General features: G+C 69.4%; 22 protein-coding genes. 14 read left to right on the top strand and 8 right to left on the bottom strand.

All coding sequences use genetic code 11. The features are described from left to right. Window positions 1–150: 150 nt before the first annotated feature. Window positions 151–2301 carry a glucans biosynthesis glucosyltransferase MdoH gene (gene mdoH, locus ASF08_RS22705; RefSeq protein ID WP_056149715.1) on the bottom strand — a complete coding sequence of 717 codons (2151 nt, stop codon included), beginning with the start codon at window positions 2299–2301 and terminating at the stop codon, window positions 151–153. Further along, the gene (locus ASF08_RS22700) at window positions 2289–3893 is read right to left on the bottom strand and encodes a glucan biosynthesis protein (protein WP_056149713.1); all 1605 of its coding nucleotides are present in this window, start codon (window positions 3891–3893) and stop codon (window positions 2289–2291) included. The genes mdoH and ASF08_RS22700 overlap by 13 nt, the downstream gene beginning before the upstream one ends. A 243-nt stretch (window positions 3894–4136) precedes the next feature. Here ASF08_RS22700 and ASF08_RS22695 point away from each other — a divergent pair, with 243 nt between their 5' ends. From ASF08_RS22695 to ASF08_RS22655, 9 genes are all read left to right on the top strand, one after another. Beyond that, entirely contained in the window at window positions 4137–4376 is a 240-nt protein-coding gene (locus tag ASF08_RS22695; RefSeq protein ID WP_056149710.1) for a hypothetical protein, read from the top strand. Between the two features lie 136 nt (window positions 4377–4512). Further along, window positions 4513–5916: a bifunctional UDP-N-acetylglucosamine diphosphorylase/glucosamine-1-phosphate N-acetyltransferase GlmU gene (glmU, locus tag ASF08_RS22690; protein ID WP_056149708.1), complete on the top strand. Its 1404-nt coding sequence runs from the start codon at window positions 4513–4515 to the stop codon at window positions 5914–5916. Between the two features lie 234 nt (window positions 5917–6150). Then, window positions 6151–7977 carry a glutamine--fructose-6-phosphate transaminase (isomerizing) gene (glmS, locus tag ASF08_RS22685; protein WP_056149706.1) on the top strand — a complete coding sequence of 609 codons (1827 nt, stop codon included), beginning with the start codon at window positions 6151–6153 and terminating at the stop codon, window positions 7975–7977. Window positions 7978–8165: 188 nt separating this feature from the next. Further along, entirely contained in the window at window positions 8166–9212 is a 1047-nt protein-coding gene (locus tag ASF08_RS22680) for an endonuclease/exonuclease/phosphatase family protein (RefSeq protein WP_082473331.1), read from the top strand. A gap of 139 nt (window positions 9213–9351) precedes the next feature. Then, window positions 9352–9993 (top strand): nitrile hydratase subunit alpha, encoded by a 642-nt coding sequence (gene nthA / locus ASF08_RS22675; RefSeq protein ID WP_056149702.1) that lies wholly within the window; start codon window positions 9352–9354, stop codon window positions 9991–9993. After that, window positions 9990–10658 carry a nitrile hydratase subunit beta gene (gene nthB / locus ASF08_RS22670; RefSeq protein ID WP_056149700.1) on the top strand — a complete coding sequence of 223 codons (669 nt, stop codon included), beginning with the start codon at window positions 9990–9992 and terminating at the stop codon, window positions 10656–10658. The genes nthA and nthB overlap by 4 nt, the downstream gene beginning before the upstream one ends. Further along, complete coding sequence (locus ASF08_RS22665; protein WP_082473330.1) at window positions 10655–10990, top strand: nitrile hydratase accessory protein; 336 nt, start codon at window positions 10655–10657, stop codon at window positions 10988–10990. The genes nthB and ASF08_RS22665 overlap by 4 nt, the downstream gene beginning before the upstream one ends. Before the next feature lie 229 nt (window positions 10991–11219). Next, complete coding sequence (locus ASF08_RS22660; protein ID WP_018043714.1) at window positions 11220–11417, top strand: hypothetical protein; 198 nt, start codon at window positions 11220–11222, stop codon at window positions 11415–11417. 118 nt (window positions 11418–11535) lie between these two features. After that, window positions 11536–12339 carry a DUF502 domain-containing protein gene (locus ASF08_RS22655; protein ID WP_187273494.1) on the top strand — a complete coding sequence of 268 codons (804 nt, stop codon included), beginning with the start codon at window positions 11536–11538 and terminating at the stop codon, window positions 12337–12339. A gap of 110 nt (window positions 12340–12449) precedes the next feature. On the opposite strand, the gene ASF08_RS22650 is transcribed toward ASF08_RS22655, so the two are convergent. Further along, window positions 12450–12782 carry a hypothetical protein gene (locus ASF08_RS22650; RefSeq protein WP_026175920.1) on the bottom strand — a complete coding sequence of 111 codons (333 nt, stop codon included), beginning with the start codon at window positions 12780–12782 and terminating at the stop codon, window positions 12450–12452. A 300-nt stretch (window positions 12783–13082) separates the two neighbouring features. Continuing rightward, a complete protein-coding gene (recG, locus tag ASF08_RS22645) occupies window positions 13083–15224 on the bottom strand; it encodes an ATP-dependent DNA helicase RecG (RefSeq protein WP_026175919.1) in 2142 nt (713 codons plus the stop codon). Window positions 15225–15494: 270 nt separating this feature from the next. On the opposite strand from recG, the gene ASF08_RS22640 reads away from it, so the two are divergent. The 3 genes from ASF08_RS22640 (at window position 15495) to mfd (ending at window position 19912) form a co-directional block, all read left to right on the top strand. Further along, window positions 15495–15758: a hypothetical protein gene (locus ASF08_RS22640; RefSeq protein ID WP_018043710.1), complete on the top strand. Its 264-nt coding sequence runs from the start codon at window positions 15495–15497 to the stop codon at window positions 15756–15758. A gap of 82 nt (window positions 15759–15840) precedes the next feature. Then, window positions 15841–16134 (top strand): FAD assembly factor SdhE, encoded by a 294-nt coding sequence (locus ASF08_RS22635; RefSeq protein WP_018043709.1) that lies wholly within the window; start codon window positions 15841–15843, stop codon window positions 16132–16134. Between the two features lie 178 nt (window positions 16135–16312). Then, window positions 16313–19912 carry a transcription-repair coupling factor gene (gene mfd, locus ASF08_RS22630; RefSeq protein WP_056149698.1) on the top strand — a complete coding sequence of 1200 codons (3600 nt, stop codon included), beginning with the start codon at window positions 16313–16315 and terminating at the stop codon, window positions 19910–19912. 105 nt (window positions 19913–20017) lie between these two features. On the opposite strand, the gene ASF08_RS22625 is transcribed toward mfd, so the two are convergent. Both ASF08_RS22625 and ASF08_RS22620 read right to left on the bottom strand, forming a co-directional pair. After that, entirely contained in the window at window positions 20018–20362 is a 345-nt protein-coding gene (locus tag ASF08_RS22625) for a hypothetical protein (protein WP_018043707.1), read from the bottom strand. 303 nt (window positions 20363–20665) lie between these two features. Then, window positions 20666–21952, bottom strand: coding sequence for an AMP-binding protein (locus ASF08_RS22620; RefSeq protein ID WP_081612738.1), 1287 nt, complete (start codon window positions 21950–21952; stop codon window positions 20666–20668). A 446-nt stretch (window positions 21953–22398) separates the two neighbouring features. Here ASF08_RS22620 and ASF08_RS22615 point away from each other — a divergent pair, with 446 nt between their 5' ends. Beyond that, entirely contained in the window at window positions 22399–23172 is a 774-nt protein-coding gene (locus ASF08_RS22615; protein ID WP_056149696.1) for an invasion associated locus B family protein, read from the top strand. Between the two features lie 111 nt (window positions 23173–23283). Here ASF08_RS22615 and hspQ read toward each other — a convergent pair whose 3' ends face one another. Then, entirely contained in the window at window positions 23284–23637 is a 354-nt protein-coding gene (gene hspQ / locus ASF08_RS22610; RefSeq protein ID WP_056149795.1) for a heat shock protein HspQ, read from the bottom strand. Window positions 23638–23913: 276 nt separating this feature from the next. Continuing rightward, the gene (locus ASF08_RS22605) at window positions 23914–24966 is read right to left on the bottom strand and encodes an HpcH/HpaI aldolase/citrate lyase family protein (protein ID WP_018043703.1); all 1053 of its coding nucleotides are present in this window, start codon (window positions 24964–24966) and stop codon (window positions 23914–23916) included. A 329-nt stretch (window positions 24967–25295) separates the two neighbouring features. On the opposite strand from ASF08_RS22605, the gene ASF08_RS22600 reads away from it, so the two are divergent. Continuing rightward, complete coding sequence (locus ASF08_RS22600) at window positions 25296–26576, top strand: patatin-like phospholipase family protein (RefSeq protein WP_056149693.1); 1281 nt, start codon at window positions 25296–25298, stop codon at window positions 26574–26576. Window position 26577 lies beyond the last annotated feature (1 nt).

Raw genomic sequence — 26577 nt, 5'->3', positions numbered from 1 at the left:
TGGAGCCCGGCTCCGGGTCCGGACGCCCCCCCGGTCTCAGGCAGGCTACCGGATTCACACATCTGCTCTCGTAGGCAGACCGCGTCCCTCTCCCCCTTGTGGGCAGGAGGGCTCGTCAGCGCATCCCGCGACATGCGTGACTGTTGTAGCTCACGCAGGCGCGAGGCGGGTGAGGCGGTCGAGGAGGGCGCGGTCGTGGAGGAGGGCCATGCGCTCCTTCGGGCTGAGCCACTCGGCGGCCTCGGCGACGGTCTCGGCCTCCACCACCTTGGCCTGGGCGAGGGCGCGGTCGGTGTCGATCACGCCGCGGGGGCGTTGGGGCATCTCCGGCAGCATCAGGGCATGGGCCTCGGCGAAGCCCGCATCAGCGTGGAGGGCGCGGATCGCATCCGATTCGTCGAGGCCGGCCTCGGCGTTGCGGGCGGCGATCGCCCCGGCGCTCGACGCGATGGCGGGCGGGTCGCGCTCCTCCGGGGTCATCAGCAGGCCGAGGCGCTTCAGGGCGAGGCCCCAGGAGAGCTGGCCGCTCGCCCAGGAGATCGGGATCGCCAGGACGAGGCCGAGGATGGTGGGCGACATCCAGAGGAACAGCGAGGTGGCGATGGCGAAGGCGGCGATGCCCGTCACCAGCCCCAGCACCATGTGCCAGCGGTGGCGGCGGACGATGTCGCGCAAGGGTATCGAGCCGTCGTCGCGCCGCTGCGGGTTCCAGCCTGTGTCGCGCCCCACCAGGATCTCGAAGACCGAGCCCGACTGGATCAGCATGGCGATGGGCGCGATGAGCGCGGAGAGGATCGTCTCGATCAGGCTCGACAGGACGAGGCGGATGGCCCCGCCCGAGGCCCGGCGCACCGGCCCGTCGATCAGCGCCAGGATCAGCCCCAGGAGCTTCGGGGCCAGCAGGATGCCCATGGTGAGCCCGAACAGCTGGAGCGCGCGCACTGGGTCGAAGCGCGGCCAGACCGGGTAGAGCCCGAACTCGCTCGTGAAATATTCCGGCCGCACATAGGCGGTCTGGAGCACCAGGGCGATACCGACCACGAGCTGGCCGAGCCAGAGCGGGGAGGCGACGTAGCCGGCGATGCCGGTGGCGAAATGCTGGCGCGAAGCCAGCGTCAGGCCCGCCGCCCCGATGACGCGGCTGTGCTGGAGGTTCCCTTGCGCCCAGCGCCGGTCACGCACCGCCACGTCGATGAGGGAGGGCGGGCTCTCCTCGTAGGAGCCGGGCAGGGCGGGCAGCATGGTCACGCTCCAGCCCGCCCGCCGGATCAGCGCCGCCTCGACGAAATCGTGGCTGAGGATGTGGCCGCCGAAGGGCGGTTTGCCCTTGAGGTCGGGCAGGCCGCAGGCCTCGGCGAAGGCGCGGGTGCGGATGATGGCGTTGTGGCCCCAGTAATTGCCGTCGCGGCCCGACCAGACGGAGAGGCCGGTGGCGATGACCGGGCCGTAGATGCGGGCGGCGAATTGCTGGACGCGGGCGAACAGGGTGTTGCGGTTGATGATGAGCGGCAGCGACTGGACGATGCCGGAATCGGGGTCCGCCTCCATGGCGGCGGCCAGATGCACCACGCAAGGTCCGGTCATCAGGCTGTCGGCGTCGAGCACCAGCATGTGGTCGTAGGCCCCGCCCCAGCGCGAGACGAAGTCGCCGATATTGCCGGCCTTGCGGTGGTGGTTCTTCGCCCGGTGCCGGTAATAGAGCCGCGCATCCTCGCCCCAGCGCGCGCGCAGATCGAGGAAGGCACGCTCCTCGGCGATCCAGGCGTCTCCTTGCGTCGAGTCCGACAGGACGAAATAGTCGAACGCTGCGCCGTGGCCGGTGGCGTCGATCTCCGCCCGCATGGCTTCCACGGCCGCGAAGGTGCGGGCGGTGGCCTCGTTGTAGACCGGCATGACGATGGCGGTCTTCGTGGCGAGCCGGGTCGGCGGAAGCGGAGCCTTCGGCCGGCGCAGGAGCGTGGCGAAGCCCAGGATCGCGCTCATGAAGGAGAGGGCGATCCAGGAGAAGTTCAGAGTGAAGAGGACGAGCAGCACGTATTGCAGCGCCGTCGTCCCGCCCGAGACGGCCACGACCTCGTACATCTCCAGGGCGCCGTAGGCGGTGAGCAGCGCCGCCCCGCCGAAGACGAAGGCGCGGGCTGTCCAGGGCCGCCGCGCGGGTCTCGCCGGACGGTGCCCCGTGGCGGGGTCCCAGCGGTCGAGCGCCTGCACCGGCATGGGCAGCGGGGCTTCGGGCGGCATCGCGGGTCGAAAGGAAGCCGGGGCGGTGGGGGGAAGCGCGTGCGTGTTCAGGGTGTCCACCGGTAGAGCCAGGTTTCGGTGACGGGGGCCTCCCCGCGCTTGAGCACGAGGCGCAGTTCGCAGGTCTTCTCGCCGCCCGTGTCGAGCTCGAAGGAGACCCGCACCGTCTTGCGGTCGGGATAGCGATAGAGGGTCGGAGCCGCCACCGTGCCGGGCGAGGTCAGCAGCGTCGGCTGCAGGTCGGGATCGGCGAACAGGATGTCGCCGGTGAAATCCACCAGGAAGAGGCGGCGGTTGCTCCCCGTCGCCTTGCCGCTGCGGGTGCCGGAGACGAGCGCCACCGGGGGCGCCTCGGGAGGCTGCCAGCACCAATGCTGGCGATAGCCGAACGCGTACTCGGTGCCCGCCGCCAGGGACGCCTTCGGCCGCCAATAGGCCAGGATGTTCTCGTTGAACTCGGAATCGCTCGGGATCTCGAGGAGCGTCACGGCCCCCGGCCCCCAGGCGCCGAAAGGCTCGAGCCAGAGCGAAGGGCGCCACTCCCAATGCTGCACGTCGTCCTCGAAATCGGCGTAGCTGCGCGCCCGCTGCATCAGGCCGAAGCCTTTCGGGTTGTCGTCGACGAAGGACGAGACCTGCAGCGTCTCCGGGTTGCGCGCGGGACGCCAGATCGCCTCGTTGGCACCGGTGCGGATCTGCAGGCCGGTGGAGGCATAGGCGCCGGCCCGAGCGTCGTCGGCACCGCGCCGGTCGTAGGGGCCGAAGAAGTAGCTCGTGGTCATGCCGCCGAGACCGAGATGGTCGATGGCCGCGCGGGCGAACACCGTGCCCTCGACGTCGCAGAGCGAGGCGCCGCCCGGCCGCAGGCTCATCCTCAGGGCGGCGGTGGCCGAGGGGGAATCGACGAGGCAGTGCAGCACCAGCGGGCCGCCGGGGCCGGGCCGCTCGACCCAGATGGCGCGCAGTTCCGGAAACTCCTCGCCGCGTGAATCGGCCGGGCGCAGGGTGAGGGCGCGTGCGGTGACGCCGAAGCCCTGGCCGGTGGCCACGAGGCGGAAGAAGGACGCGCCCTGGAAGGTGGCGAAATCGGTGAGCTCGCCGCCATCGAACCGGGCGCGGATGCGCAGGCCCGAATAGCCGGGATCGTCCTTGAACTCGGGCAGGGCGATGCCCTCCGCCTCGAAGCGGGCGCGGTCGTAGGCGAGCGGCCGCACCGTGCCGTCCTCCACCAGGGCCAGGGCCACGCGGCCGGTGAAGACCGAGCCGCGATGCAGGGGCTCGAGGGTGAAGCCGAAGGCCTCGTTCGCCCAGATCGCGCTGCCGGGCACGGTCCGGATGGCGTTGTACTGCTCGCGGTTGAGCCCGGTCAGGGCGCCGGGCAGGTCGTCGGTGCGGGGGGCGGCGTAGGGGCGCTTGGCCAGCGCGCGGGCCAGATCGGGCACCGTGTGGCCGAGGAACGGCGCGCCCTCGGGGGGGAGGGCGGGGGCGTCGTCGGCCAGGGCAGCGGTGCCGGGGAGGGAGAGGGCCAGCGCGGCGGCGCTCGCCTGCAAGAGAAGCTCCCGACGGCTCCGGTCCTGCGGTCCCGTCACCACGGGATCATTGGAGGAGGGTTCTGCCACGGCGCGGCGAAGTCCCGGAATCGTCGGCGTCATTGGACCTGTAATGTCGGCGCGGGAAGGCGCGGGGTGCGATGCGGTATGTCCCGGCTTTACCACGGCACGGCCTGAACCCAACCTTAAGCCGGAAAGAACCGAAACCGTTCAACGGAACGCGGATTTTCCGACGGGCGAACGGCCGGCCAGCGCCGGGCACGGCAGGCGAGGGGGCTCGGACTGGCCGAATGGCCGCGCTTGTGACAGATTCCGTGGGTCGTTCACCTCACACGAGGCACCTCATTGACCCTGATCCCATGCCCTGCCTGCGCGCGACAGGTCTCCGCGCAGGCCCTCGCCTGCCCGGGCTGCGGCCATCCCGGTGACGCCGCTTCCCCGGCGGCAGGCGGTGTCACGCGCATGCTGGGAACCGTCGCCGGCACCTACATCTCCACCACCACCCTGGCGAGCCTGGTCCTCGGGGTCGTCATGTTCGTGTGTGTGGCCGCGGTGCTGATCACCCTGATCCTCAAGAGCCAGTGACCGCGACGGGGCGGACCGGACCTCCGTCCGCGCCTCCGGCTCGCCGGCCGGGCAGGCTTGCTACCCGGCAAGCCGCGCAGTAGCGCAGCCGGACGAGACGCGAACCGGCCCCCGGCCCGACAGCGGCGGAGAGACGATGACGGCGCAGACCCCCCATTCCACCGAGCCCGCCAGAACGGGCGGACGCAGCCTGACCGCCATCGTGCTGGCCGCCGGCAAGGGCACACGGATGCGCTCCGACCTGCCCAAGGTCCTGCATGCGGTGGCCGGGCGGACCATGCTCGGCCACGTGCTCGCCGCCGCGAGCGAGGCGGGGGCGAACCGCATCGCCGTGGTGGTGGAGCCGGGCCAGGAGGCGGTCGCCGCCGAGATCGCCCGCGCGGCGCCCGGCGCCTCGGTCCATCCGCAGGTGGAGCGCCTCGGAACCGCCCATGCGGTGCTCGCCGCCCGCGAAGCCCTGGAAGCGGGCTCCGACGACGTGGTGATCGCGTTCGGCGACACCCCCCTCGTCACCGGGGCCACCCTCGCCCGCCTGCGCGCGCCCTTGGCCGACGGGGCTGCGGTGGCGGTGCTGGCCTTCACGTCGGAGACTCCCACCGGCTACGGACGGGTGCTGACGGAGGGCGGGCGCGTGCTCGCCATCCGCGAGGAGAAGGATGCGAGCGCGGAGGAGCGCGCCGTCACCCTGTGCAATGCCGGCCTCATGGCCCTCTCCGGCCCCCATGCCCTCGCCCTGCTGACGCGGATCGGCAACGCCAATGCGGCGGGCGAGTACTACCTGCCGGACGCGGTCGCCCTCGCGGTGGCGGACGGGCTCGACGTGGCGGTGGTGCCCGTGGACGAGGCCGAGGCGCAGGGCGTCAACGACCGGGTCCAGTTGAGCGTCGCCGAAGCGACGATCCAGGCGCGCCTGCGCCGCGCGGCGCAGATCGGAGGGGCCACGCTGGTGGCGCCGGAAACGGTTTTCTTCAGTGTCGACACGGTGTTGGGCCGGGACGTTCTCGTGGAACCTCATGTGGTGTTCGGCCCCCACGTGACGGTCGGCGACCGGTGCGTGATCCATGCCTTCTCGCATCTCGAAGGCGCGACCCTGGCACAGGGCGTCCATATCGGCCCCTATGCGAGGCTTCGCCCCGGCGCGGTGCTGGAGACGGGCTCCCGCATCGGCAATTTCGTCGAGATGAAGAACGCCCGCCTCGGCGAGGGCGCCAAGGCCAATCACCTGACCTATCTCGGCGATGCCGAGATCGGGCCGGGCGCCAATGTCGGGGCCGGCACCATCACCTGCAATTACGACGGGGTGAACAAGCACCGCACCGAGATCGGGGCCGGCGCCTTCATCGGCTCGAACACCGCCCTGGTGGCGCCCGTGAGCGTCGGGGCCGGCGCCATCGTCGGCGCGGGCTCGGTCATCACCGCCTCGGTGCCGGCCGATGCCCTCGCCATCGCCCGCAGCCGCCAGCGCATCATCGAGGGCATGGCCAGCGGGATGCGGGCGGCATTGCAGGCGATGAAGGCGTCTCGATCCAAGAAAAACTAGTCTCTTCAGTATTTTGCTAACAAGTGTGAATGTAGGCGTTGAGCCAAATTCGGCCTCGGATATGGCATGACGGCAGGAGCCCTGGCCGGATCGTGTTCCGATCCGGTACAAGGCCCTTCCAGAAGGCTTGGGCCGCTCCTTGCGTGGGCCACCGCCAATATCCCGGTCGGAGACGTCGGAAGCCTGTCCCGCTTCCGCCATTCCGGCCCGGCCCCTCGTGTGAGAGAAGCGACCATGTGCGGAATCGTTGGCATCGTCGGGCATGAGGCGGTGGCGGGACAGGTGGTCGAAGCCCTGCGCCGCCTCGAATATCGCGGCTACGATTCGGCCGGGGTCGCCACCTTGGCCCATGGCCGGCTGGATCGCCGCCGCGCCGAGGGCAAGCTCTCCAACCTCGAACTCAGGCTGCGCGACGAGCCGCTGCCCGGCGCCATCGGCATCGGCCATACCCGCTGGGCCACCCATGGCCGCCCCAACGAGACCAATGCCCACCCGCATGCCACGGCGCGGCTGGCCGTCGTCCATAACGGCATCATCGAGAACTTTCGCGAGCTGAAGGCCGAGCTGCAGGCCAGTGGCGTGCGCTTCGAGAGCGAGACCGACACGGAGGTCGTAGCCCAGCTCGTCAGCGCCGAGATGGACAAGGGGCTGGGCCCGGTGGAGGCCGTGGCCGCTGCCCTGCCGCGCCTGCGCGGCGCGTTCGCGCTGGGCTTCATCTTCACCGGCTACGACGATCTCCTCATCGGCGCCCGCCACGGGGCGCCCCTGGCCATCGGCTTCGGCGATGGCGAGACCTATCTCGGCTCGGACGCCCTGGCGCTGGCGCCCTTCACCGAGGAGATCACCTATCTGGAGGAGGGCGACTGGGCGGTGCTGACCCGCGAGGGCGCCGCGATCCGCGACATCGACGGCACCCCGGTCTCGCGCCAGCGCCAGCGCATCGTCGCCCAGGCCTACCGGGTCGAGAAGGGCAACCACCGCCACTTCATGGCCAAGGAAATCCACGAGCAGCCCGAGGTGGTGGGCCGCACGCTGGCCCATTACGTCGACCTCGCCAACGGCCGGGTCGCCCTGCCCGAGGCGCTGCCGTTCGATTTCAAGGACCTCTCGCGGCTCTCGATCACCGCCTGCGGCACCGCCTATTATGCAGGGCTGGTGGCGAAATACTGGTTCGAATCCCTGGCGCGGCTGCCGGTGGAGATCGACGTCGCCTCCGAGGCGCGCTACCGCGAGCCGCCCCTCGACACGGCCGGCCTGACCCTCGTCATCTCGCAATCGGGCGAGACCGCCGACACCCTGGCCTCCCTGCGCTACGCCAAGAGCCAGGGCCAGCACACCCTGGCGGTCGTCAACGTGCCGACCTCCACCATCGCCCGCGAGGCTTCGGCCGTGGTGCCGACGCTCGCCGGCCCCGAGATCGGCGTGGCCTCCACCAAGGCCTTCTCCTGCCAGCTCACGGTGCTGCTGTGCCTCGCCATCGCGGCGGGCCGGGCGCGGGGCACCCTGAGCGCCGAGCGCGAGCGCGAACTCGTCGACGCGCTCATCACCGTGCCGGGCCTGATGGCGGACGCGACCAAGCTGGAAGGCGAGATCGAGCTCCTCGCCCGTGAGGTCTCGAAGGCCCGCGACGTGCTCTATCTCGGCCGCGGCACCAGCTACCCGATGGCCCTGGAAGGCGCGCTGAAGCTGAAGGAGATCAGCTACATCCACGCCGAGGGCTACGCCGCCGGCGAGCTCAAGCACGGCCCCATCGCCCTCATCGACGAGAGCGTGCCGGTGATCGTCATCGCGCCGCACGACGCGATCTTCGAGAAAACGGTGTCGAACATGCAGGAGGTGGCCGCGCGCGGCGGGCGCATCATCCTCATCGGCGACGCCAAGGGCGCGGCGGCCGCCGGCCTCGACACCATGGCGACGGTGACCATGCCCGACCTCGACCCGGTCGTGTCTCCCATCGTCTACGCCGTGCCGATCCAGCTCATCGCCTACCACACGGCCGTTTTCATGGGCAAAGACGTGGACCAGCCGCGCAACCTCGCCAAGTCCGTGACGGTCGAATAGGCCGGAACCGCCACCGGAATCCGTCGATTGTCAGGCGCGCCTCGAAACGGGGTCGCGTGGCGGTCGAAGCGGGGGTCGCATGGCGGTCATACGGGGCCGCGTGGCGGTCGCGCGAGACGACGCGCATGGCCCCTTGAATGGCCCGGTTGGGCGGCTCCCTGACGGGCGCACGGCGGCGGAGACCAGGTTTGACGTATCTCACGCTCGCCCTGCAGGGCATCGCCGGTCTGCTCGTGGCAGCGACGGCGCTGCCCCTGATCGAGACCAATCTCGGCTTCGTCCGCAGCCTGGACTTCCCCCGGCTGCAGATCGCGGTGGCGCTGGCGGCCTGCCTTTCCGGCCTCCTTCTGGTCTCCAGGGACACGACCTCCCTCATCCTCGCCCTCGCCATGGCGGCGGCTTTGGTCATGCAGGTCCGCTTCATCCTGCCCTTCACCCCGCTCGCCGCCACCCAGGCGAAGGCGGCCAAAGCCTGCGAGCCGGGAGCCCGGCTCAGCCTCGTGGTGCTCAACGTCCTGCAGACGAACAGGAATTACGGCGCGGCCCTCGATCTCGTCACGCGTCGCTCGCCCGATCTCGTCCTGCTGCTGGAGACCGATTCCGCCTGGCAGGAGGCCATGGCTCCGTTGCGCGCGCTCTACCCGAACCGGGTCGAGCAGCCACAGGACAACACCTACGGCCTGCTGTTCTATTCCCGCCTGCCCCTGCGCGGCCCCGAAATCCGCTTCCTGCTTCAGGACGACGTGCCGTCGCTGCGCACGCAGGTGGTGCTGCCGGACGGGGAAACAGTGAGACTCCATGGCCTGCATCCGCGCCCCCCGCATCCCGGCCATAGCAGCGCGCCGCGCGACGCCGAACTGGTGATCGTCGCCCGCGAAGTCGCGGAAGCGCCAGGTCCCACCATCGTCGCCGGCGACCTCAACGACGTGGCCTGGTCCCGCACGACCCAATTGTTCCAGAGTATCAGCGGCTTGCTCGATCCGCGCCGGGGCCGCGGCCTGTTCGCGACCTTCCACGCGCAATGGCCGGTGATGCGCTGGCCCCTCGACCATGTCTTCTTCAGCGAGCACTTCCTGCTCGGCCACATGGAACGGCTGCCCGGCGTCGGATCGGACCATTTCCCGATCACGGTCAGCCTCTGCGCCGCGCCGCAGGCCCCCGCCCGGCAGGAGAAGCCCGAGGCCACCGCGGAGGATCACCGCGATGCCCAGGAGGCCATCGAGGCCGTGCGCTGAGGCTGTTCGGAGTTGTGTCGACACCGTGCGTTTCAGGTAGCAGACTGGCCCTCGCACATCGCCCGGCGCGCCCCGTGCTTGCCGGCCTTCGAGCCGGATAACCGACGCGAAGACCGTTCCGGGCACAGGACGAGACGCCATGGCGCACGATCACGACCATCACCATGACCACCCGGACCACGCGCATGGCAGCAGCCTCACCCCCATCGAGGCGCGGGTGAGGGCGCTGGAATCGCTGCTTCTGGAGAAAGGCTACGTGGAGGCGGACGCCCTCGATACCCTCATCGAGATGTACGAGACCCGCATCGGCCCCCATAACGGCGCCCGTGTCGTCGCCCGCGCCTGGACCGATCCGGCCTATCGGGAACGGCTCCTCGCCGACGGGACGCCGGCCATCGCGGAACTCGGCATCGGGGGGCGCGGCGGCGAGCACATGGTGGTGGTCGAGAACACGGCCGACAGCCACAACCTCGTCGTCTGCACCCTGTGTTCCTGCTATCCCTGGCCGGTGCTCGGCCTGCCGCCGGTCTGGTACAAGGCGCCGCCCTACCGCGCCCGCGCCGTCCTCGACCCGCGCGGGGTCCTCGCCGAGTTCGGCCTCACCCTTCCCGAGGCGACCCGCATCACCGTTTGGGATTCCACCGCCGAGACCCGTTTCATGGTCCTGCCCCTGCGGCCCGCCGGCACCGAATCCCTCGACGAGGCCGAGCTCGCCGCCCTGGTCACGCGCGATTCCATGATCGGCACCGGGCTGCCGCTCACCCCGAAGGCCGGCCGATGAACGGCGCGCAGGATCTCGGCGGCGCCCACGGATTCGGCACCGTCATGCCGGAGGCGAACGAGCCGGTTTTTCATTCGGAATGGGAACGGCGTGTCTTCGCCCTGGCTCTGGCGGTGGGCTATACCGGCACCTGGACCCTGGACGGCAGCCGCGCCGCGCGGGAATCGCTGCCCCCGGCGGAGTACCTGTCGGCGAGCTATTACGAGATCTGGCTCGCTGCCCTCGAAGCGCAGATCGTCGCGCATGGCCTTGCCACGCAAGAAGAAATCGCTGCGGGCGCCAGCGCCGGGCCGGCGAGCCCGGTCAAACGCGTGCTGCGTGCCGAGGAGATCCCGCCTCGCTTCTCCGCGGGATTCCCCAGCGACCGGCCGCCGGATGCGCCGGCTCTATATGCGGTACGCGACCCCGTCTTGACCCGCAACGACCACCCCATTGGCCACACCCGCCTACCCCGTTACGTCCGGGGCCGGCGTGGCGTCATCGAGCGGGTCCACGGCGCCTTCGTCCTGCCCGATGCCAGCGCGGAGGGCCGGGATGCCCCGCCGCAATGGCTCTACACGGTGGGGTTCGAGGCCGCCGAGTTGTGGGGGGCGAGCGCCGACCCGGGCGGGCGCGTCACCGTGGCCGCCTTCGAGGGATATCTCCTGCCGGTGACGCCACAATGACCGCCATGTGCCGGCCCGACGATCCGGGACCGTTCGCGGAACCCTGGGAGGCGCAGGTCTTCGCCCTGGTGGTCGCCCTGCAGGAGCGGGGCCTGTTCACGCAGGAGGAATGGGCGCGCGCCCTCGGGCGCACCATCCGGCCGGAGGGGAAGCCGGAAGCGGCGGCCGATTACGGACGCTGGCTCGCGACCCTGGAAGCCCTGCTCGCCGAACGCGGCGTCACCGATTCCGCGAGCGTCCAGGCCCGCAGCGACGCCTTCCTGCGCGCCGCCGCCGCGACCCCGCACGGCGAACCGATCCGGCTGGCCAACGACCCGCATCCGTCGCCCTGAGGACACCCAGCCCCCGGACGGGGCAGGGCGACCGCCTATGACATGCCGCTGACGGCGGGGTAAGGTTCTGAACCTCCTGCGTTTCTGGATCCCGGGCTCCGCGACGCGGCCCCGGGACGACGGGGTGCCGGCACAGGCCTTCCGCGCCTTCGTCACGTCATGGATCTGGCACAAGCAGCGTCGGCGGGGCATCCTGCCACTTCTCTCCCCGACGAGAACGGACACAACCATGGCAACGCCGCGCGACCTCAAGGTCCAGATGGCCGGCGAGACCCGCGCCCGCGAACGGGCCCAAGCCCTGGCCTCGGCCAGCGCCGTGCGGGCTCAGCGCGCCGAACTCGCCCTCAAGGAGGCCCTGGCGGAGCGAGATGCGTGGAAGGAGAGGGCGCTGGCGGCAGAGGCGGCGCTCGGCGAGACCAAGCCGTGATCCTCGGCCTCGGATCATCCGGGGCAGGGGGCGCTTCCTCGCGCTTGAGGTGACACGCCCGACCCGCTAACCCTTGTCATGCAGGCTGACGATCGGCCTCCCACGAGACAGGCCGCCCGTGCGCGAAACGCTCACCCCGTTGCCGGAACCAGACCCCGCCGGAGCACGGCCGCCACCTCGGGTGAGCAAGAAGAGCCGCCTGCGGACCTACTTCCTCACCGGCATCATCGTCGCCGGGCCGCTGGCGATCACGATCTACATCACGTGGTGGTTCATCAGCCTCATCGACGGCTGGGTGAAGCCCCTGGTGCCGGCGAGCTACCTGCCGGACCATTACCTGCCCTTCTCGATTCCGGGCATCGGCCTCGTCATCGCTTTCATCGCCGTGACGCTGCTCGGCTTCCTCACCGCCAATCTCGTCGGCCGCAGCGTGGTGGAGTTCGGAGAGGTGCTGCTCGCGCGAACCCCGGTGATCTCGGGCCTCTACAAGGGTCTGCGGCAGATCTTCGAGACGCTGTTCTCGGCCAACGGCACGTCGTTCCGCACCGTCGGCCTGGTCGAATTCCCGGTGAAGGGAACGTGGTCGGTGGTGTTCGTCTCGGCCCCGGCCGGCCCCGACGTGCAGACGGCGCTCGGCGAGGAGAACGACCATGTGGGCGTGTTCCTGCCCTGTGCGCCCAACCCCACGACGGGGTTCTTCTTCTACCTGCCGCGGGCGGACATCATCGAAGTGCCCATGAGCATCGACGACGCGGCCAAGCTGGTCATGTCGGCGGGGGTCATCCAGCCGGAGGACCCGCAGGTCAGGCTGCAGGCCATGGCGGCATCGATCCGTGCGGCTCAGAACGGGCAGGCCACCGGGCCGGAGGCGGCGCTCGAAGCCTCGTCACGTCGCCAGGAGAAGCTCGTCAGCACGGAGTGAAACGCTCGCCCATGCAGGGCTGCCGGTGCAAGTCTTTGGGCAGGGACGTCGACCCGACGCACATCTCCCGAACAGCGAATTCGCCTTTCGGGAGCCCTGCTCGAACGCGCCTAGTTGTGGACCGTCATCGAGGCCTTCTCGATGGGCAGCGTCGGCGGCGAGGCATCGGCGACATGGCTGTTGGCGTGCGGGGCAATGGTGGAACCACCCCAGCCCATGGCGATCTGGGCAGTGACGGCCACCAAGAGCAGGACCATCAGGGCATTCGCCGCGATCTGGAAGGGGCGGGCGGATTGACGGACCGCGAGGAGGACATCGTCCGTCGTCTTCAGCGCGGGCTCCTTGCCATCCGAGATCGGAAGCAGCCAAGGCTCGCTCGGAAGGGCGTGGACGCTCCCCATTTCATGGGCACCCGGTAGGTTTTGGAACAGTCCGGCAGACATATCCATCCTCCTGAATTCTGTGTGGCAGCCCAGTCTGGCGGGCTGTTCGTTCATGTTCAGTTAAGGGGAGAATACGTTCATTTCAAGTTCAGGAAGTCCGTGCGGCACCGCACAACGGCTCGGGGAAAGAGGTCCGGAAGTCAGCCTACCCTTTGAAAGATAAGGGATTTCCGGCGTTCTGCGGCTGCGGTGCCATGGTTCGTGAAGCTGAACTGCGCAGACGTCATCGGGGGCCGATTCGTCGCTTTTGTGGCGATGCGTTCAGGTTTGGCGCGGGGCTCGTTCAGCCGGCGAATCGGCTCAGCCGGCTCCGAGCAACCGAATCGCCGCGTCCCGTTCGAACAGGTAGAGCAGCACCCGGAGTGCCCTGCCACGCTCGGATCTAAGGCCGGGATCGCGCTCGACGATGAGCCTAGCATCGTCACGGGCCACTTCCAGCAGGCTGGCATCGCTCTCCAGATTCGCGAGGCGGAAGGCGGCCGCGCCCGATTGCCGGGTGCCCAGCACCTCCCCCTCGCCGCGCAGGCGCAGATCCTCCTCGGCGATGCGGAAGCCGTCATCGGTCTCGCGCATCATTTCGAGGCGGGCACGGGAGACCTGTCCCAGCGGCCCGCGATAGAGCAGCAGGCAGGTCGAAGCCTTGGCCCCGCGCCCGACCCGACCGCGCAGCTGGTGCAATTGCGCGAGACCGAAGCGCTCGGCATGCTCGATCACCATGATCGTCGCCTCCGGCACGTCGACGCCCACCTCCACCACCGTGGTGGAGACCAGGATCTTCGTCTCGCCGGCGGCGAACCGCTCCATGGCGGCATCCTTGTCCGGCCCCGGCATCTTGCCGTGGATCAGCCCGACGGCGTCACCGAATTCCTGCCGCAGGTCGGCGAAGCGGTCCTCGGCGGCGGCGAGGTCGACATATTCGGATTCCGCCACCAGCGGGCAGATCCAGTAGACCCTGTCCCCGGCGGCAAGCGCCCGGCCGAGCCCCATCACCACCTCGTCGAGCCGGTCGATGGAGACGAGGCGCGTGGCGATGGCTTGGCGGCCGGCCGGCTTCTCGTCCAGGACCGAGACGTCCATGTCGCCGAAGCAGGTCAGCGCCAGGGTGCGGGGGATCGGCGTCGCGGTCATCACCAGGATGTCCACCGCCGCCCCCTTGGCGCCGAGCGCGAGGCGCTGATGGACGCCGAACCGATGCTGCTCGTCCACCACGGCGACGCCGAGATCCTTGAAGATCACGCTGTCCTGGAACAGGGCATGGGTGCCGACCACGATATCGATATGGCCATCGGCGAGGTCGGCGAGCGTCGCTCGGCGCTCCGAAACCTTGTCGCGCCCGGTGAGGAGGCGCAGACGCAGCGAACCGACCAGCCCCGTCAGGCGCTCGAAATGCTGGCGCGCCAGGATCTCGGTGGGCGCCATCAGCGCCGCCTGCCGGCCGACCTCCACAGCCGAGGCCATGGCCAGCAGCGCCACTGCCGTCTTCCCCGAGCCGACATCGCCCTGGAGCAGGCGCAGCATGCGCCGGTCGGAGGCGAGGTCGGCGCGGATCTCCTCGACGGCCCGGGCCTGGGCGCCGGTGAGCGCGAAGGGCAGGGCGGCTTCGATCCGGTCCTTGAGGTGCCCGTCCCCGGCATTGGCCCGGCCGGGCGCGCGGCGGTTGCGGGCGCGCATCAGGGCCAGCGCCAGCTGCGAGGCGAGGAGTTCGTCATAGGCGAGCCGCCGCCGCGCCGGGGGGCGGGGCGTGATGCCGTCGCTCGCCGGTGCCGGCGGCGCGGCCTCGGGCCGATGCTCGGCCCTGAGCGCGTCGGCGAAGCCCGGCAGCCCCTCCCGCGCGAGCCAGGCCGGATCCTGCCATTCAGGGAGGGTCGGCAGCCGGTCGAGGGCGGAATGCGCCAGTTTCGAGATCGCCCGCGAGGTCAGGCCCTCGGTGGCGCCGTAGACGAGCTCGACGGCGGGCAGGGCGGCGAGCCCCGCCTCGTCCACGATCCGCGACGGATGCACCATCTGCCGGTGCCCGTCCCACAGGTCGATCCGGCCGGAAATGTAGCGATGGGCGCCGAGCGGCAGCATCTTCTCCACGCGGGCCTGCGGCATGCCGAAGAAGACGAGGGTGATGTCGCCGGTGCCGTCCTCCACCAGGACCCGGAACGGGCGCCGCCCCGTCCCGGCCTGGGGCGGGCGATAGCCGGTGACCGTGACGCCCAGCGTCACGGGCTCGCCCGGCGGCGCCTCGGCGATGGAGCCCATCATCGTGCGCGCCACCCCGCCCTGGGGCAGGTGGAACAGGAGATCGACGATCCGCGCGGGCTGCTCGGGCGTGCCGAGGAGCCGCTCGATCAGCGGCGCCATCTTCGGCCCGACGCCGGGGAGGGTCCGGGCCTGGGCGAAGAGCGGATCGAGGATGCTGGGGCGCAGGTTCGTCGAGCGGGGTTCGTCTGTCATGGGCGAAGCGACCATCCCTCGTCTGGATGCGGGACGGAAGACACCCGAAGGCGGGATGACAGTGCCGGACCTCGCGTATCCGTCATGTCCGGAGGAGAGAGCATGAGACCGGCATAGAATGCGGGGACCGAGCCGGGCAACGATCTCTTTGCCGCTGCCGCCGCGCGTGACGATATGGTCCGGCGGCGTTGCAACTCTGTCGGGATCGGCCATATTTGGGAAGCCGGTCCCGTTGTGGACATTGCGGCATGGAATTCCGGCGCACGCACCATGGCCACGATCGCCCTCGATACTCTCGCCATCGCCAGGAAGCTGAAAGCCGCCGGGTTCTCGGACGACCAGGCGGAGGCCGTGACTGGCGTCCTTCGCGAGACGCGGGAAACCGATCTGTCGACGTTGGTGACGAAATCCGACCTCAAGACCGAGATCGCGGAGTCGAAATACGACATTCTCAAATGGGTCCTGTCGGCTATCGGATTCCAGACCATCGTCATCGTGGGCGCAATCGTCACGCTTGCGCGAGGGCTGCGCTGAAAAGGCCTGCGCTGAACCTCGCGCGATCCGACCACTCCACCGATCCGGGGATCCCAGGATCGCAGCATCACAGGCTGACCCCATGTCCGGAACCACCCGCACCAGCGCGGATCTCGATCCGCGCCGCCGCCGCACCCTCTTCCGCGCCTGGCATCGCGGCATGCGCGAGATGGACCTGATCATGGGCCGTTTCGCCGATGCGGAGATCGGCACGCTGAGCGATGAGGAGCTGACCACCTTCGAGGCCCTGATCGAAGTGCCCGACCGCGACCTGTTCCGCTGGCTCACCGGCGAGGACGAGACGCCGCAGAATTACGACACGCCGGTATACCGCCGCCTCCAGGCGTTCCATAAGCACGACGCGCCGATTCACTAGCGGTCCAGGCGATGCGGGGCTCTCCTCCCCCTTGTGGGGAGGAGTTGGAGGTGGGGGTAGCGCCGCTCGCCTCCGCAGTTGGATTGTCACCCAACCACCCCCACCCTCGGTCCCTCCCCACAGGGGGGAGGGAGGCGCGTCGCGTCACACTTTCCCATGAGTTCGAAACCCCGACCCGATGGCCAAGCCCCAGCCCAAAGCGCCCGCTCCCGCTCCGAAGCCGCAGACGGCGCGGTTCGCCCTGCCGAAATCCGGTGCGCTCGCCCGTGCGCTGGAGGCGCTGAAGCGCGGCGACAGTCCGACGCTCGCCAACGTGCCCGAAGGGTTCGACGCGGTGGTGGTGGCCGATCTCGCCCGCGCCCTGTCCCGGAGCTTCGAGGGGCCGGCGGTGCTGGTGCATGTGGCCCGTGATTCCGGGCGCTCGAACGCGTTCCAGACCGGGCTGAAATTCGTCGCCCCCGAGATCGAGGTGATGAGCATCCCGGCCTGGGACTGCCAGCCCTACGACCGGGTCTCTCCGAACGCCGCCATCGCCGCCCAGCGGATGACCGCGCTGTCGCGGCTCTCGCGCTCGCGCTCCTCCGAGGAACAGCCGCGCATCCTCTGCACTACCGTCAACGCCCTGATCCAGAGGGTGCCTCCCAGAGAGAAGATCGCGGTGGAGACCTTCTCGGCGGCGATCGGCAACGTGGTGCCGATGGACACCGTCACCGCCTGGGTCGAGGCCAACGGCTTCCTGCGCACGGGGACGGTGCGCGAGACGGGTGAATACGCCGTGCGCGGCGGCATTCTCGACCTGTCGCCGCCGGGCCTGCCGAACCCGATCCGCCTCGACTTCTTCGGCGATACCCTGGAATCGATCCGCGCCTTCGACCCGGAGACCCAGCGCACGGTGGGCTCGCTCCGCTCCCTCGACCTCGTTCCGATGAGCGAGGTGCAACTGACCACTGAGACGATCCGGCGCTTCCGCCAGGGCTACATCTCCACCTTCGGCGCGGCGACCCGCGACGACCGGCTCTACGAAACGATCAGCGAGGGACGGCGCTATGCCGGACTCGAGCACTGGATGCCGCTGTTCTACGACCATCTCGACACCCTGTTCGACTACGTGCCGGGCGTGCCGCTGGTCTTCGACGCGCAGGCGGAGGAGGCGGTCGCCGAGCGACTCACCCTGATCCGCGATTATTACGACGCCCGCGCCGAGGCGATGAAGACGCCCTCCACCGGCGTCGCGCCCTACAAGCCGCTCAGGCCGTCCTCCCTCTACCTGACGCAGAACGACTGGAAGGAGCGGGTCGCCGCCGCCTCCGTCGCCCGGCTCTCGCCCTTCGCGGTGCCCGAAAGCCCGGACCGCCTCACCATCGATTGCGAGGGCAAGGCGGGCCGCAGCTTCGCCGCCGAGCGGGCGGACGAGACGGCCAGCGTGTTCGACGCCGCCGTCGCGCATGTGAAGGAGCTCCAGGGATCGGGTCATCATGTGATCCTCGCATCCTGGTCCGACGGCTCGCGCGACCGGCTGTGCGGCGTGCTCACCGATCACGGCCTGAAGAAGCCGGTCTCCATCAACACCCTCACGGCGGTGAACGCCCTGAAGCGCGGCACCGACATGGCGGTGGCGGTGTGGGGGCTCGATTCCGGGTTCATTGTCGACAAGCTCGCAGTCATCTCGGAAGGCGACATCCTCGGCGACCGGCTGGTGCGCCAGAAGCGCAAGTCGAAACGGCCACAGGACATCATCCTGGAGGTGCAGGCGCTGCAGCCCGGCGATCTCGTGGTCCATGCCGATCACGGCATCGGCCGGTTCGTCGGCCTCAAGACGGTGACGGCGGCGGGCGCGCCGCACGATTGCCTGGAGATCCAGTATGCCGGCGGCCTGTTGCTGCTGCCGGTGGAGAATATCGAGCTTCTGACCCGCTACGGCTCGGAAGATGCGGAGGTCGCCCTCGATCGTCTCGGCGGCGGTGCCTGGCAGGCCCGCAAGGCCAAGATGAAGAAGCGCATCCTGGAGATGGCCGGCCAGCTCATCAAGATCGCGGCCGAGCGCTTCGTGCGCCAGGCACCCCGCCTCCAGGCCCCGGATGGGCTTTACGGCGAGTTCGCCGCCCGCTTCGTCTTCGAGGAGACCGAGGACCAGGCCACGGCCATCGACGCCGTCCTCTCCGACCTCAATGCCGGCCGCCCGATGGACCGCCTCGTCTGCGGCGATGTCGGCTTCGGCAAGACCGAGGTGGCTTTACGCGCCGCCTTCGCGGGCGCGATGGGCGGCAAGCAGGTGGCGGTGGTGGTGCCCACCACCCTGCTGGCGCGCCAGCATTACCGGACCTTCGCGGAGCGATTCAAGGGGCTGCCGGTGCAGGTGGCGCAGCTGTCGCGCTTCGTCTCCGCCGCCGAGATGAAGCAGAACCGCGCGGGGCTGGCCGCCGGGACCGTCGACATCGTGGTCGGGACCCATGCGCTCCTCGCCAAGAACGTGGCGTTCAAGGATCTCGGCCTGATCATCGTCGACGAGGAGCAGCATTTCGGCGTGGCCCACAAGGAGCGCCTCAAAGCGCTCCAGGCCGATGTCCACGTGCTGACCCTGTCGGCGACCCCGATCCCGCGCACGCTCCAACTCGCCATGACCGGGGTGCGCGAGCTCTCGATCATCGCGACGCCGCCGGTGGACCGCCTCGCGGTGCGGACCTTCGTGATCCCGTTCGACGCGCTGATGATCCGCGAGGCTCTGCTGCGCGAGCGCTATCGCGGCGGCCAGTCCTTCTACGTGGTGCCGCGCATCGAGGACCTGGCGGAGGTGAAGCGCTTCCTCGACACCGAAATGCCCGAGACCAAGGTGGCGGTGGCCCATGGCCAGATGGCGGCGGGCCAGCTCGAGGACGTGATGACGGCCTTCTACGAGGGCAAGTTCGACGTGCTGCTCTCCACCACCATCGTCGAATCCGGCCTCGACATCCCCACCGCCAACACGCTCATCGTGCATCGGGCCGACATGTTCGGCCTCGCCCAGCTCTACCAGCTACGCGGCCGCGTCGGGCGCGCCAAGGCCCGCGCCTACGCCCTGTTCACGACCCCGGCCAACAAGCAGCTCACCGTGCAGGCGGAGAAGCGCCTCCAGGTGCTCCAGACCCTCGACACCCTGGGGGCGGGCTTCCAGCTCGCCTCCCACGATCTCGACATCCGCGGCGCCGGCAACCTCCTCGGCGACGCCCAGTCCGGCCATATCAAGGAGGTCGGCTACGAGCTCTACCAGCAGATGCTGGAGGATGCCGTCACGGCCCTCAAGGCCGGCATCGAGGAGCCGGTGGAGGAGGCGTGGTCGCCCACCATCGCGCTCGGCGCCCCGGTCACGATCCCGAAGGATTACGTCGAGGACCTCACCGTCCGCCTCGGCCTCTATCGCCGGCTCTCCACCCTGGAGAACGACGCCGAGATGGAGAGCTTCGGCGCCGAGCTCATCGACCGGTTCGGACCGCTGCCGCCGGAGGTGGAGCAGCTCCTCAAGATCGTCACGATCAAGATCCTGTGCCGCGACACCAACGTGGAGAAGGTCGAGGCCGGGCCGAAGGGCGTCGTCGTGCATTTCCGCGACAAGTCGTTCGCCAATCCGCAGGGGCTGGTGGCCTTCGTCGGCGGTCAGGCTTCCTTCGCCAAGGTCCGCCCGGACATGAGCATCGTGTTCATCCGCGAGCTCGATTCCATTCCCGAGCGCCTCAAGATCACGACCTCGATCCTTCGCGAATTGTCGAAGATCGCCCGCGCCACGAAGAAGAAGGCGGCCTGAACGGCATCGCACCGGACCACGAAAAAAGGCGGGCCCAACGGCCCGCCTCGCATGTAAATTCTCGATCTCGCTCAGTCGCCTACGACGACCTGTTCATCGTCGGTGTCAGAGATCCGGCTGGTTCAGGACGTAAGGCCCGATGCGGCTCTGCAGGTCGATCGCGGAACCGCCGCCACGCCCCGTCACACCGTCGATGACGATCACGGGGATGCCCGCCTGCTGCATCTGCTCACGCAGGCGCTCCGAGAGCATGGCATAGGCCGGGTCGAGGCGGGACGAGGTCTGAAGGAGGATGGCCGCGGGGCGGGCGATGACGGCGAGAACGTCGTCGGCGGCCTCGAGGGATGCGGTAACGCTCGCATAACCCAGCTCGGCAAGCTCGGCGGCGAGGGAGTGATCGATGGCGCGGTGACCATCATCGACGACCAACACTTGTTGCAGCGCACTCATGACTGTCAGGGTTAGCCCATCAATCGCCCCTTGGGAAGGGACCTGTGCGATAACACACGTCAACCCGGATGGTTCGCCGGCTGTGGGGCGAAATTACTGCGGCCACCCGGCCGATGTCCCGGGGTCGGACGGCGACGTCACGCGCTTGCCCGCCTTCACACATGACGTCAGCCGATCACTATAAGAAACTGCTTTCACAAGCAGATTTTATTTTCCAAGCACACTGAATCTTGGCCATTCGCGATGGCCGCGCACCATTCCTCGAAAGCGGTGGATTTCGGGCAAAACCCGAAGCCGAGACGATCAGCAGCGGACGATCTCGGTTGCTCGGCCGGCAAATATTTTTGCCGCGAAGGGCACGGCATTCCAGAGATCGGCGGTTTTTCCCGGCGGAATTCCGCGCTGCAATGGGCTGGCCCCGGAGGCGCGACCCCGGAAAGCGAATCGCCCGTCCTCGTCCCGCGCGATATCGAGCAGGGCCGGAAACGGCGCCAGCGGGTGAGCATCCGCAAGGAAGTGGGCGAGATCCCCGTCGGCCCGCGAGGCGGTGAGGAGCGCCGTCTCGTCGAAGGCGAGGACATCGACCACCCGTCGCGGGGCATGGACGGAGGCCGGCGCCAGCAGCCGGGCGTGAAGGCGGGTCGGTAACCGATGGGCCAGGACGATGGATTCGAGTCCGTCCGGGCTGCGGCTCGCGGCCAGATTGCGTTCGAGGGCGGCCGGCGCGACGAGATGGGTCGGGCCTGGCCGGCCCAGCGCTTCGGCGAAGCGGCCGGCATCGAACGGCCCGACCATTTCCAGGCCGGCCCCCGCCACGAGGGCGGCACCGAGACCGGTGACGAGCCCCCTCAGGTCGACGGGAGCGAGGAGGGTCAGGATGCGCTCGCGGGGGGCGACCCGGGCCGTGGCGAGATGGACGGCGATGGTGGCGATCAGCGCGTCGGCGGGACGATAGACCGGCTGCGCGGGATCGGCGGCGGCGAAGGTGACGAGCCCGGCGCTCTCCGGTGCGAAGGGGCCGCCGCGTCCGTCGAGGACCATGCCGTCGAGGCTGATGACGCCGTCGGGCACGTCCGGTCCGAAAGCCGCGAGGTAGCGCAGGCCGAAATAGCGTACCGCCACCTGGCGCAGGCACTCGGCCGGAAGCTTTCCCGCGACCCGGGACTGGGTGAGCACGGCCTGGATGCCGGCGGCCTGGATGCCGGAGACCAGGGCATCCTCGTCCCATGCCTGGGGCAGGAGGCAGGGAATGTGGCCCGCGGCCTCGATGGCGAGGTAGGACAGCAGGGTCTCGGACCCGGCGGCGGCGATGAGGCCGACCCGACTCGCCGGAGCCAGGCGCCATTGTCGCATTCCGTTGGCGAGGCGCGCGACGATCTCGGCGGCGGCCCCATAGGTCCAGGTGATGGGGCCGCGCCCGGACCAGCCTGCCTTGTCCTTCGGATCCACGAAGGCGACCCGGCCGGGATCGGCATGGGCGGTCGCCGCCAGCAAGGTGCACAGGCCGGGCCTGGCCGTTTCCGAGCGCTGGCTCGGCGCGACGGGGCTGTCCGCCGGTACGGGGACGGGGAGGGCGTCACGAAAGGACATGATCGCTGGCTGCGCCGACACCTCCGCTCAACTCCCCGCGCGCATCGACTCCTCGTGCCCTCCGGTCATGGACGATTAGGGTTAAATCTTGCTTAAACCGATCCGTGTCGAGGAGGCCGAACGGGGACGATCGCGCTCATCCGGACGAGACAGGTGTCATGTCTTCGCCGCATTCCGCAGGGAAGCAGGCCGCCCGGTCGTTCGAGCGGGTTCGAGGCGTTGAGCGCCCCGTCCGGCGCCTTGGCGGGCCAGGTTGGCCATCCAAGCTCCGGGAACGGGCAATTTGCGCGCGCCGAGGGCTTGACCGCGCGGACCAGGGCGGCGAGGGCTCGACCGAACACCGTCCGCGGGTTTCGGTCCGCACCATCGAGTTCAGGAAACGCCTTGCTGGGCTCGAGAGCCGCAGCATTCCTTCGTCATTCGCGATATCCAAGAGGTCAGAGCTGATGTTCCTTGCCAACCGTCCCGCGCGCCCGATGCGCGCCGCCGCGATCCTCGCCCTGGCCGGCATGATGGGCAATGCGGGCTTGGCGGCACCGGCCTTCGCCCAGGCGCCGAAGGGCAAGGCCCCCGCTCCGGCCGCCCCGGCACCGGCGGCTCCGGCCACCCAGACCCCGGCCGCCCAGCAGCCGGCCGGCCCGCAGATCGTCAACGTGAAGTCCGAGCCGTCCCAGGCCGACTGGACCAAGGTGTGCGGCAAGGACCAGAACACCAGCACCGACGTCTGCTACACCACCCGCGACTTCGTCTCCGACCAGGGCCAGCCCGTCCTCGCCGTGGCGGTCTACGACATGAAGAATGCCCAGCAGAGCGTGCGCGTGGTGCGCTACCTGCTGCCGCTCGGCCTGCTCCTCGGCCCCGGCATCCGCTTTACCGTCGATGGCCAGCAGGCGACCCCGGGCAAGTTCGCCGTGTGCTTCCCCAACGGCTGCTTCGCCGAAGCCGGCAATGTCGGTAACGACCTCGTGAACGCGCTGAAGAAGGGCACCACCCTCAACATCAGCGTCCAGAACCAGGCCCAGCGCGAGGTGACCTTCGCCGTGCCGCTGGCCGGCTTCGGCAAGGCCTTCGACGGCCCGGCCGTGGACCCGAAGGTGCTGGAAGAGCAGCAGAAGAAGCTCCAGGCCGAGCTCGAGAAGCGCAGCGAAGACATGCGCAAGAACCTGGAGAAGCAGAACGCCGCCGGTACCGCTGCCGGAAGTGCCGCTCCGAAGCCCTGAGACCGGCTCCTGGCCTCGATCCAAACATGAAAAAGGCCGGGCTCGTCGCCCGGCCTTTTTCATGCGCACATTCGACGACGGCGCCCCATGCCGTGGGGGACCGTCCCGCACTCAGTTCGCGTGCGCGCTCCGGAGACGGTAGGCGCCGTCCGAATCCCGCTCGAACACCTCCGGAATCCCGGCATGGCGCAGGGCCTCACCGGATGTATCGGGAACGAGGTTCTGTTCGGAGACGTAGGCCACGTACTCGCTCTCCGCGTTCTCGGCGAGGAGGTGGTAGAACGGCTGGTCCTTGCGCGGCCGGACCTCCTCGGGGATCGCCAGCCACCATTCCTCGGTGTTGTCGAAGATCGGGTCCACGTCGAAGACGACGCCGCGAAACGGGTAGATCCGGTGGCGCACCACGGCGCCGAGGCCGAACTTGGCGGTGCGCGTCTGGGTTCCGGTGGGAGGGAGATCGGTCATGACGCCAAAATAGGATGCGTCGGACAGGTTGTCATCGGCGGCGTTGCCACGCCGCATCGCAAGGAGCCATCCCGGACGGCATCCGGCCGATCGCTTCGGGATCCGTGGCTGCGGGAAGCGGCGGTGAGGGGGGGCGAACGAACGAGGCTGTGCCTGAGCCGCCCCCTCACCGTCGGCTGCCGGCTCGCTTCATGCCCCGACGAGGGGGCATGAAGCCCTCTCCCCGCGTGCGGGGAGAGGGGAGCCAGGGGAGGCCATCTCAGTTCGGGCCAGAGGTCACTTCAGGCCGTAGGTCTTGGCGAGTTCCGGGTCCTTCTCGGCCACCAGCCGGGCCAGATCGACGATGACCTTGGCCTGCTTCCAGGTGGCGTCGTCCTGCATTTTGCCGTCGAGCATCACCGCACCGGTGCCGTCCGGCATCGCCTCAACGATCCGCACCGCGAAGGCGACCTCCGCCGGATCGGGGGCGAAGACGCGCTTGGCGATGGCGACCTGGTTCGGGTGCAGGGTCCAGGCGCCGGCGCAGCCCATGAGGAAGGCGTTGCGGAACTGGGCCTCGCAGGCATCCCCGTCCGAGAAGTCGCCGAACGGGCCGTAGAAGGCCTTGAGGCCGTTGGCCATGCAGGCATCGACCATCTTGGCGATGGTGTAGTGCCAGAGGTCCTGCTGGGCGCTGGCCCGGGCGGCGCCGTCGCTCGTCGGGTCGGCGATGACCCGGTAATCTGGGTGGCCGCCGCCGACGCGGGTGGTCTTCATACCGCGGGAGGCGGCGAGATCGGCGGGGCCGAGGCTCATACCGTGCATGCGCGGGGAGGCGGAGGCGATGGCGTCCACGTTGGCGACGCCCTCGGCCGTCTCCAGGATGGCGTGGACGAGGATCGGCTTGCCGACGCCGTGCTTCGCTTCGAGCTGGGCCAAGAGCTGGTCGATGTAGTGGATGTCCCACGGACCCTCGACCTTGGGCACCATCACCACGTCGAGCTTGTCCCCGACCTGGGACACGATCTCGAACAGGTCGTCGAGAATCCAGGGGCTGTTGAGGGCGTTGATACGGGTCCACAGGCCTGTGCCGGACGCGGCGAAATCGGTCGCCTGCGCCATGGCGACGAAGCCCTTGCGGGCCGCCTCCTTCTGGTCGACCGGCACGGCGTCCTCGAGGTTGCCGAGCACCACGTCCACGGTGGCGGCGAGGTCCGGCACGCGGGCGCGGACCTTGTCGTTGTGGGGCGGCACGAAGTGGATCATCCGCTCGAGCTTCACCGGCAGGTCACGGAACGGGGCCGGGGCGCCAGTGGCGAGGGGCTGGAAGAAGCGGCGCGGCAATTTCATGGGTTCTCGGGCTCCGTGTGTCGATCAATCGTCGGACTAGGTCATCGCTCTGGATATCGTATTCAGGACGATGCCATAGGATGTTCAGGGCGCATTATCTTTGCCGAAAACTCGGGTCGGACTTTTCGGGGTGAGGCTCTAGCCTCGAAGCGGTTAGTCAAGGTTACCCCCCACGTAAAGGCGGGTTCGAGGCGAAGACCACTTTCCCAACGACGTGCGCTGGCGCATGTTCGACGCAGGGGCCCGTGCAGCGGGTAGGAACCGGCGGGTACAGGCCGGGTTCTCGCAACAGAGGCGGGCGTTTCGAGACTCATCAAGGACACTCTCTCATGTCCGGATCATCGACCCGACACGGTCTCCTCTACGCTGCCGGCCTCGTCGCGATGCTGAGCGTCGCCGCGCCGGGCGAAGCCGCTCCGGCCCATGCGGGCGCTCCGGCGAGAACCGCTTCTCCCAGGGACTCCTCCAAGGCATCGCCCGCCAGAGCATCCGAGCGCGTGCCGTTCACGGCCGGTGACGCCGCCGAGGCCCGGCCCGACGGCCTGAAGGGCCAGCTACGGATCGCGGCCGACGACACCAAGGCATTCCAGAGCCTCATCGACGGGGCGAGCGCGGCGGCCGATCCGTGGCTTGTCCTGTCGGGTGGCGGCGAGAACGGGGCCTTCGCCGCCGGCCTCCTCAACGGCTGGTCGAAGTCCGGCGACCGGCCCGATTTCGGCATCATCACCGGGGTGAGCACGGGGGCGATGATCGCGCCCTTCGCCTTCCTCGGCTCCAGCGCCGATGCGACGCTGGCGCGGGCCTATACCGAGATCTCCGCCGCCGACGTGTTCGAGTTCGGCGGCACCAACGAGGCCCTCACCGATACCTGGCCGCTCAAGCGCCGGATCGACCGGATGGTGACGGGCAAGCTCCTCGCCGACATCGCCGCCGAGCACGCCAAGGGACGGCGCCTGCTGGTGGCGACCACCGCCGTGGACAGCGAGCGCCCGGTCCTGTGGGACATGGGCGCCATCGCCTCCGAGGGCAGCCCGAAGGCACTCGACCTGTTCCGCTCGATCATCCTCGCCTCCTCGGCGGTGCCGGGCGTGTTCCCGCCGGTGATGATCGACGTGGTCGGTACGGACGGGAAGCGCTTCCAGGAGATGCATGCGGATGGCGGCACCACCGCGCCGTTCTACCTGGCGCCAGAAGCCGCGATCCTCGGCAAGGCCAAGGTGAGGCTTCCCACGAGAACGGTCTACCTCGTGGTCAACAACACGGTGACGCCGGACTTCCAGATGGCCACACGCACGACCCTGAGCGTGCTCGGCCGCGCGATGTCCGCCGCGATCAAGGCGCAGACCCGCGCGGCGCTCGCCCTCACGGAGCGTTTCGCCGAGCGCAACGGCCTCGATCTCGAGGTGGCCGAGATCGACAACCGGTTCACGCGCACCAGCTCGGCACCTTTCGACCAGGATTACATGAAGGCCCTGTTCGCCCATGGCGAGAGCCTCGGGCGCGACGGCACCGCCTTCAGCCGTGGAACCCCCGCCGCCTCGATCCCCACCGGATCGACGGGCGAACGTGTCGGGTCGGCGGAATCGCCCACGAGTCTCGCCCGGCGCTGAC

Source organism: Methylobacterium sp. Leaf85 (genome assembly GCF_001422125.1).
Taxonomy (GTDB): Bacteria; Pseudomonadota; Alphaproteobacteria; order Rhizobiales; family Beijerinckiaceae; genus Methylobacterium; species Methylobacterium bullatum.
Note: the sequence above shows the minus strand (reverse complement) of the source record. Positions and strands in the feature narration are given on the sequence as shown.

Bases quoted from the DNA above. Each gene is read 5' to 3' on its own strand.
- ASF08_RS22635 (WP_018043709.1), top strand. From the start codon at position 15,841: ATGTCCGGAACCACCCGCACCAGCGCGGATCTCGATCCGCGCCGCCGC.
- ASF08_RS22640 (WP_018043710.1), top strand. From the start codon at position 15,495: ATGGCCACGATCGCCCTCGATACTCTCGCCATCGCCAGGAAGCTGAAA.
- recG (WP_026175919.1), bottom strand. From the start codon at position 15,224: ATGACAGACGAACCCCGCTCGACGAACCTGCGCCCCAGCATCCTCGAT.
- glmU (WP_056149708.1), top strand. From the start codon at position 4,513: ATGACGGCGCAGACCCCCCATTCCACCGAGCCCGCCAGAACGGGCGGA.
- glmS (WP_056149706.1), top strand. From the start codon at position 6,151: ATGTGCGGAATCGTTGGCATCGTCGGGCATGAGGCGGTGGCGGGACAG.
- ASF08_RS22620 (WP_081612738.1), bottom strand. From the start codon at position 21,952: ATGTCCTTTCGTGACGCCCTCCCCGTCCCCGTACCGGCGGACAGCCCC.
- hspQ (WP_056149795.1), bottom strand. From the start codon at position 23,637: ATGACCGATCTCCCTCCCACCGGAACCCAGACGCGCACCGCCAAGTTC.
- ASF08_RS22600 (WP_056149693.1), top strand. From the start codon at position 25,296: ATGTCCGGATCATCGACCCGACACGGTCTCCTCTACGCTGCCGGCCTC.
- nthB (WP_056149700.1), top strand. From the start codon at position 9,990: ATGAACGGCGCGCAGGATCTCGGCGGCGCCCACGGATTCGGCACCGTC.
- ASF08_RS22665 (WP_082473330.1), top strand. From the start codon at position 10,655: ATGACCGCCATGTGCCGGCCCGACGATCCGGGACCGTTCGCGGAACCC.
- ASF08_RS22650 (WP_026175920.1), bottom strand. From the start codon at position 12,782: ATGTCTGCCGGACTGTTCCAAAACCTACCGGGTGCCCATGAAATGGGG.
- ASF08_RS22625 (WP_018043707.1), bottom strand. From the start codon at position 20,362: ATGAGTGCGCTGCAACAAGTGTTGGTCGTCGATGATGGTCACCGCGCC.
- nthA (WP_056149702.1), top strand. From the start codon at position 9,352: ATGGCGCACGATCACGACCATCACCATGACCACCCGGACCACGCGCAT.
- ASF08_RS22605 (WP_018043703.1), bottom strand. From the start codon at position 24,966: ATGAAATTGCCGCGCCGCTTCTTCCAGCCCCTCGCCACTGGCGCCCCG.
- ASF08_RS22660 (WP_018043714.1), top strand. From the start codon at position 11,220: ATGGCAACGCCGCGCGACCTCAAGGTCCAGATGGCCGGCGAGACCCGC.
- ASF08_RS22700 (WP_056149713.1), bottom strand. From the start codon at position 3,893: ATGACGCCGACGATTCCGGGACTTCGCCGCGCCGTGGCAGAACCCTCC.
- mfd (WP_056149698.1), top strand. From the start codon at position 16,313: ATGGCCAAGCCCCAGCCCAAAGCGCCCGCTCCCGCTCCGAAGCCGCAG.
- ASF08_RS22615 (WP_056149696.1), top strand. From the start codon at position 22,399: ATGTTCCTTGCCAACCGTCCCGCGCGCCCGATGCGCGCCGCCGCGATC.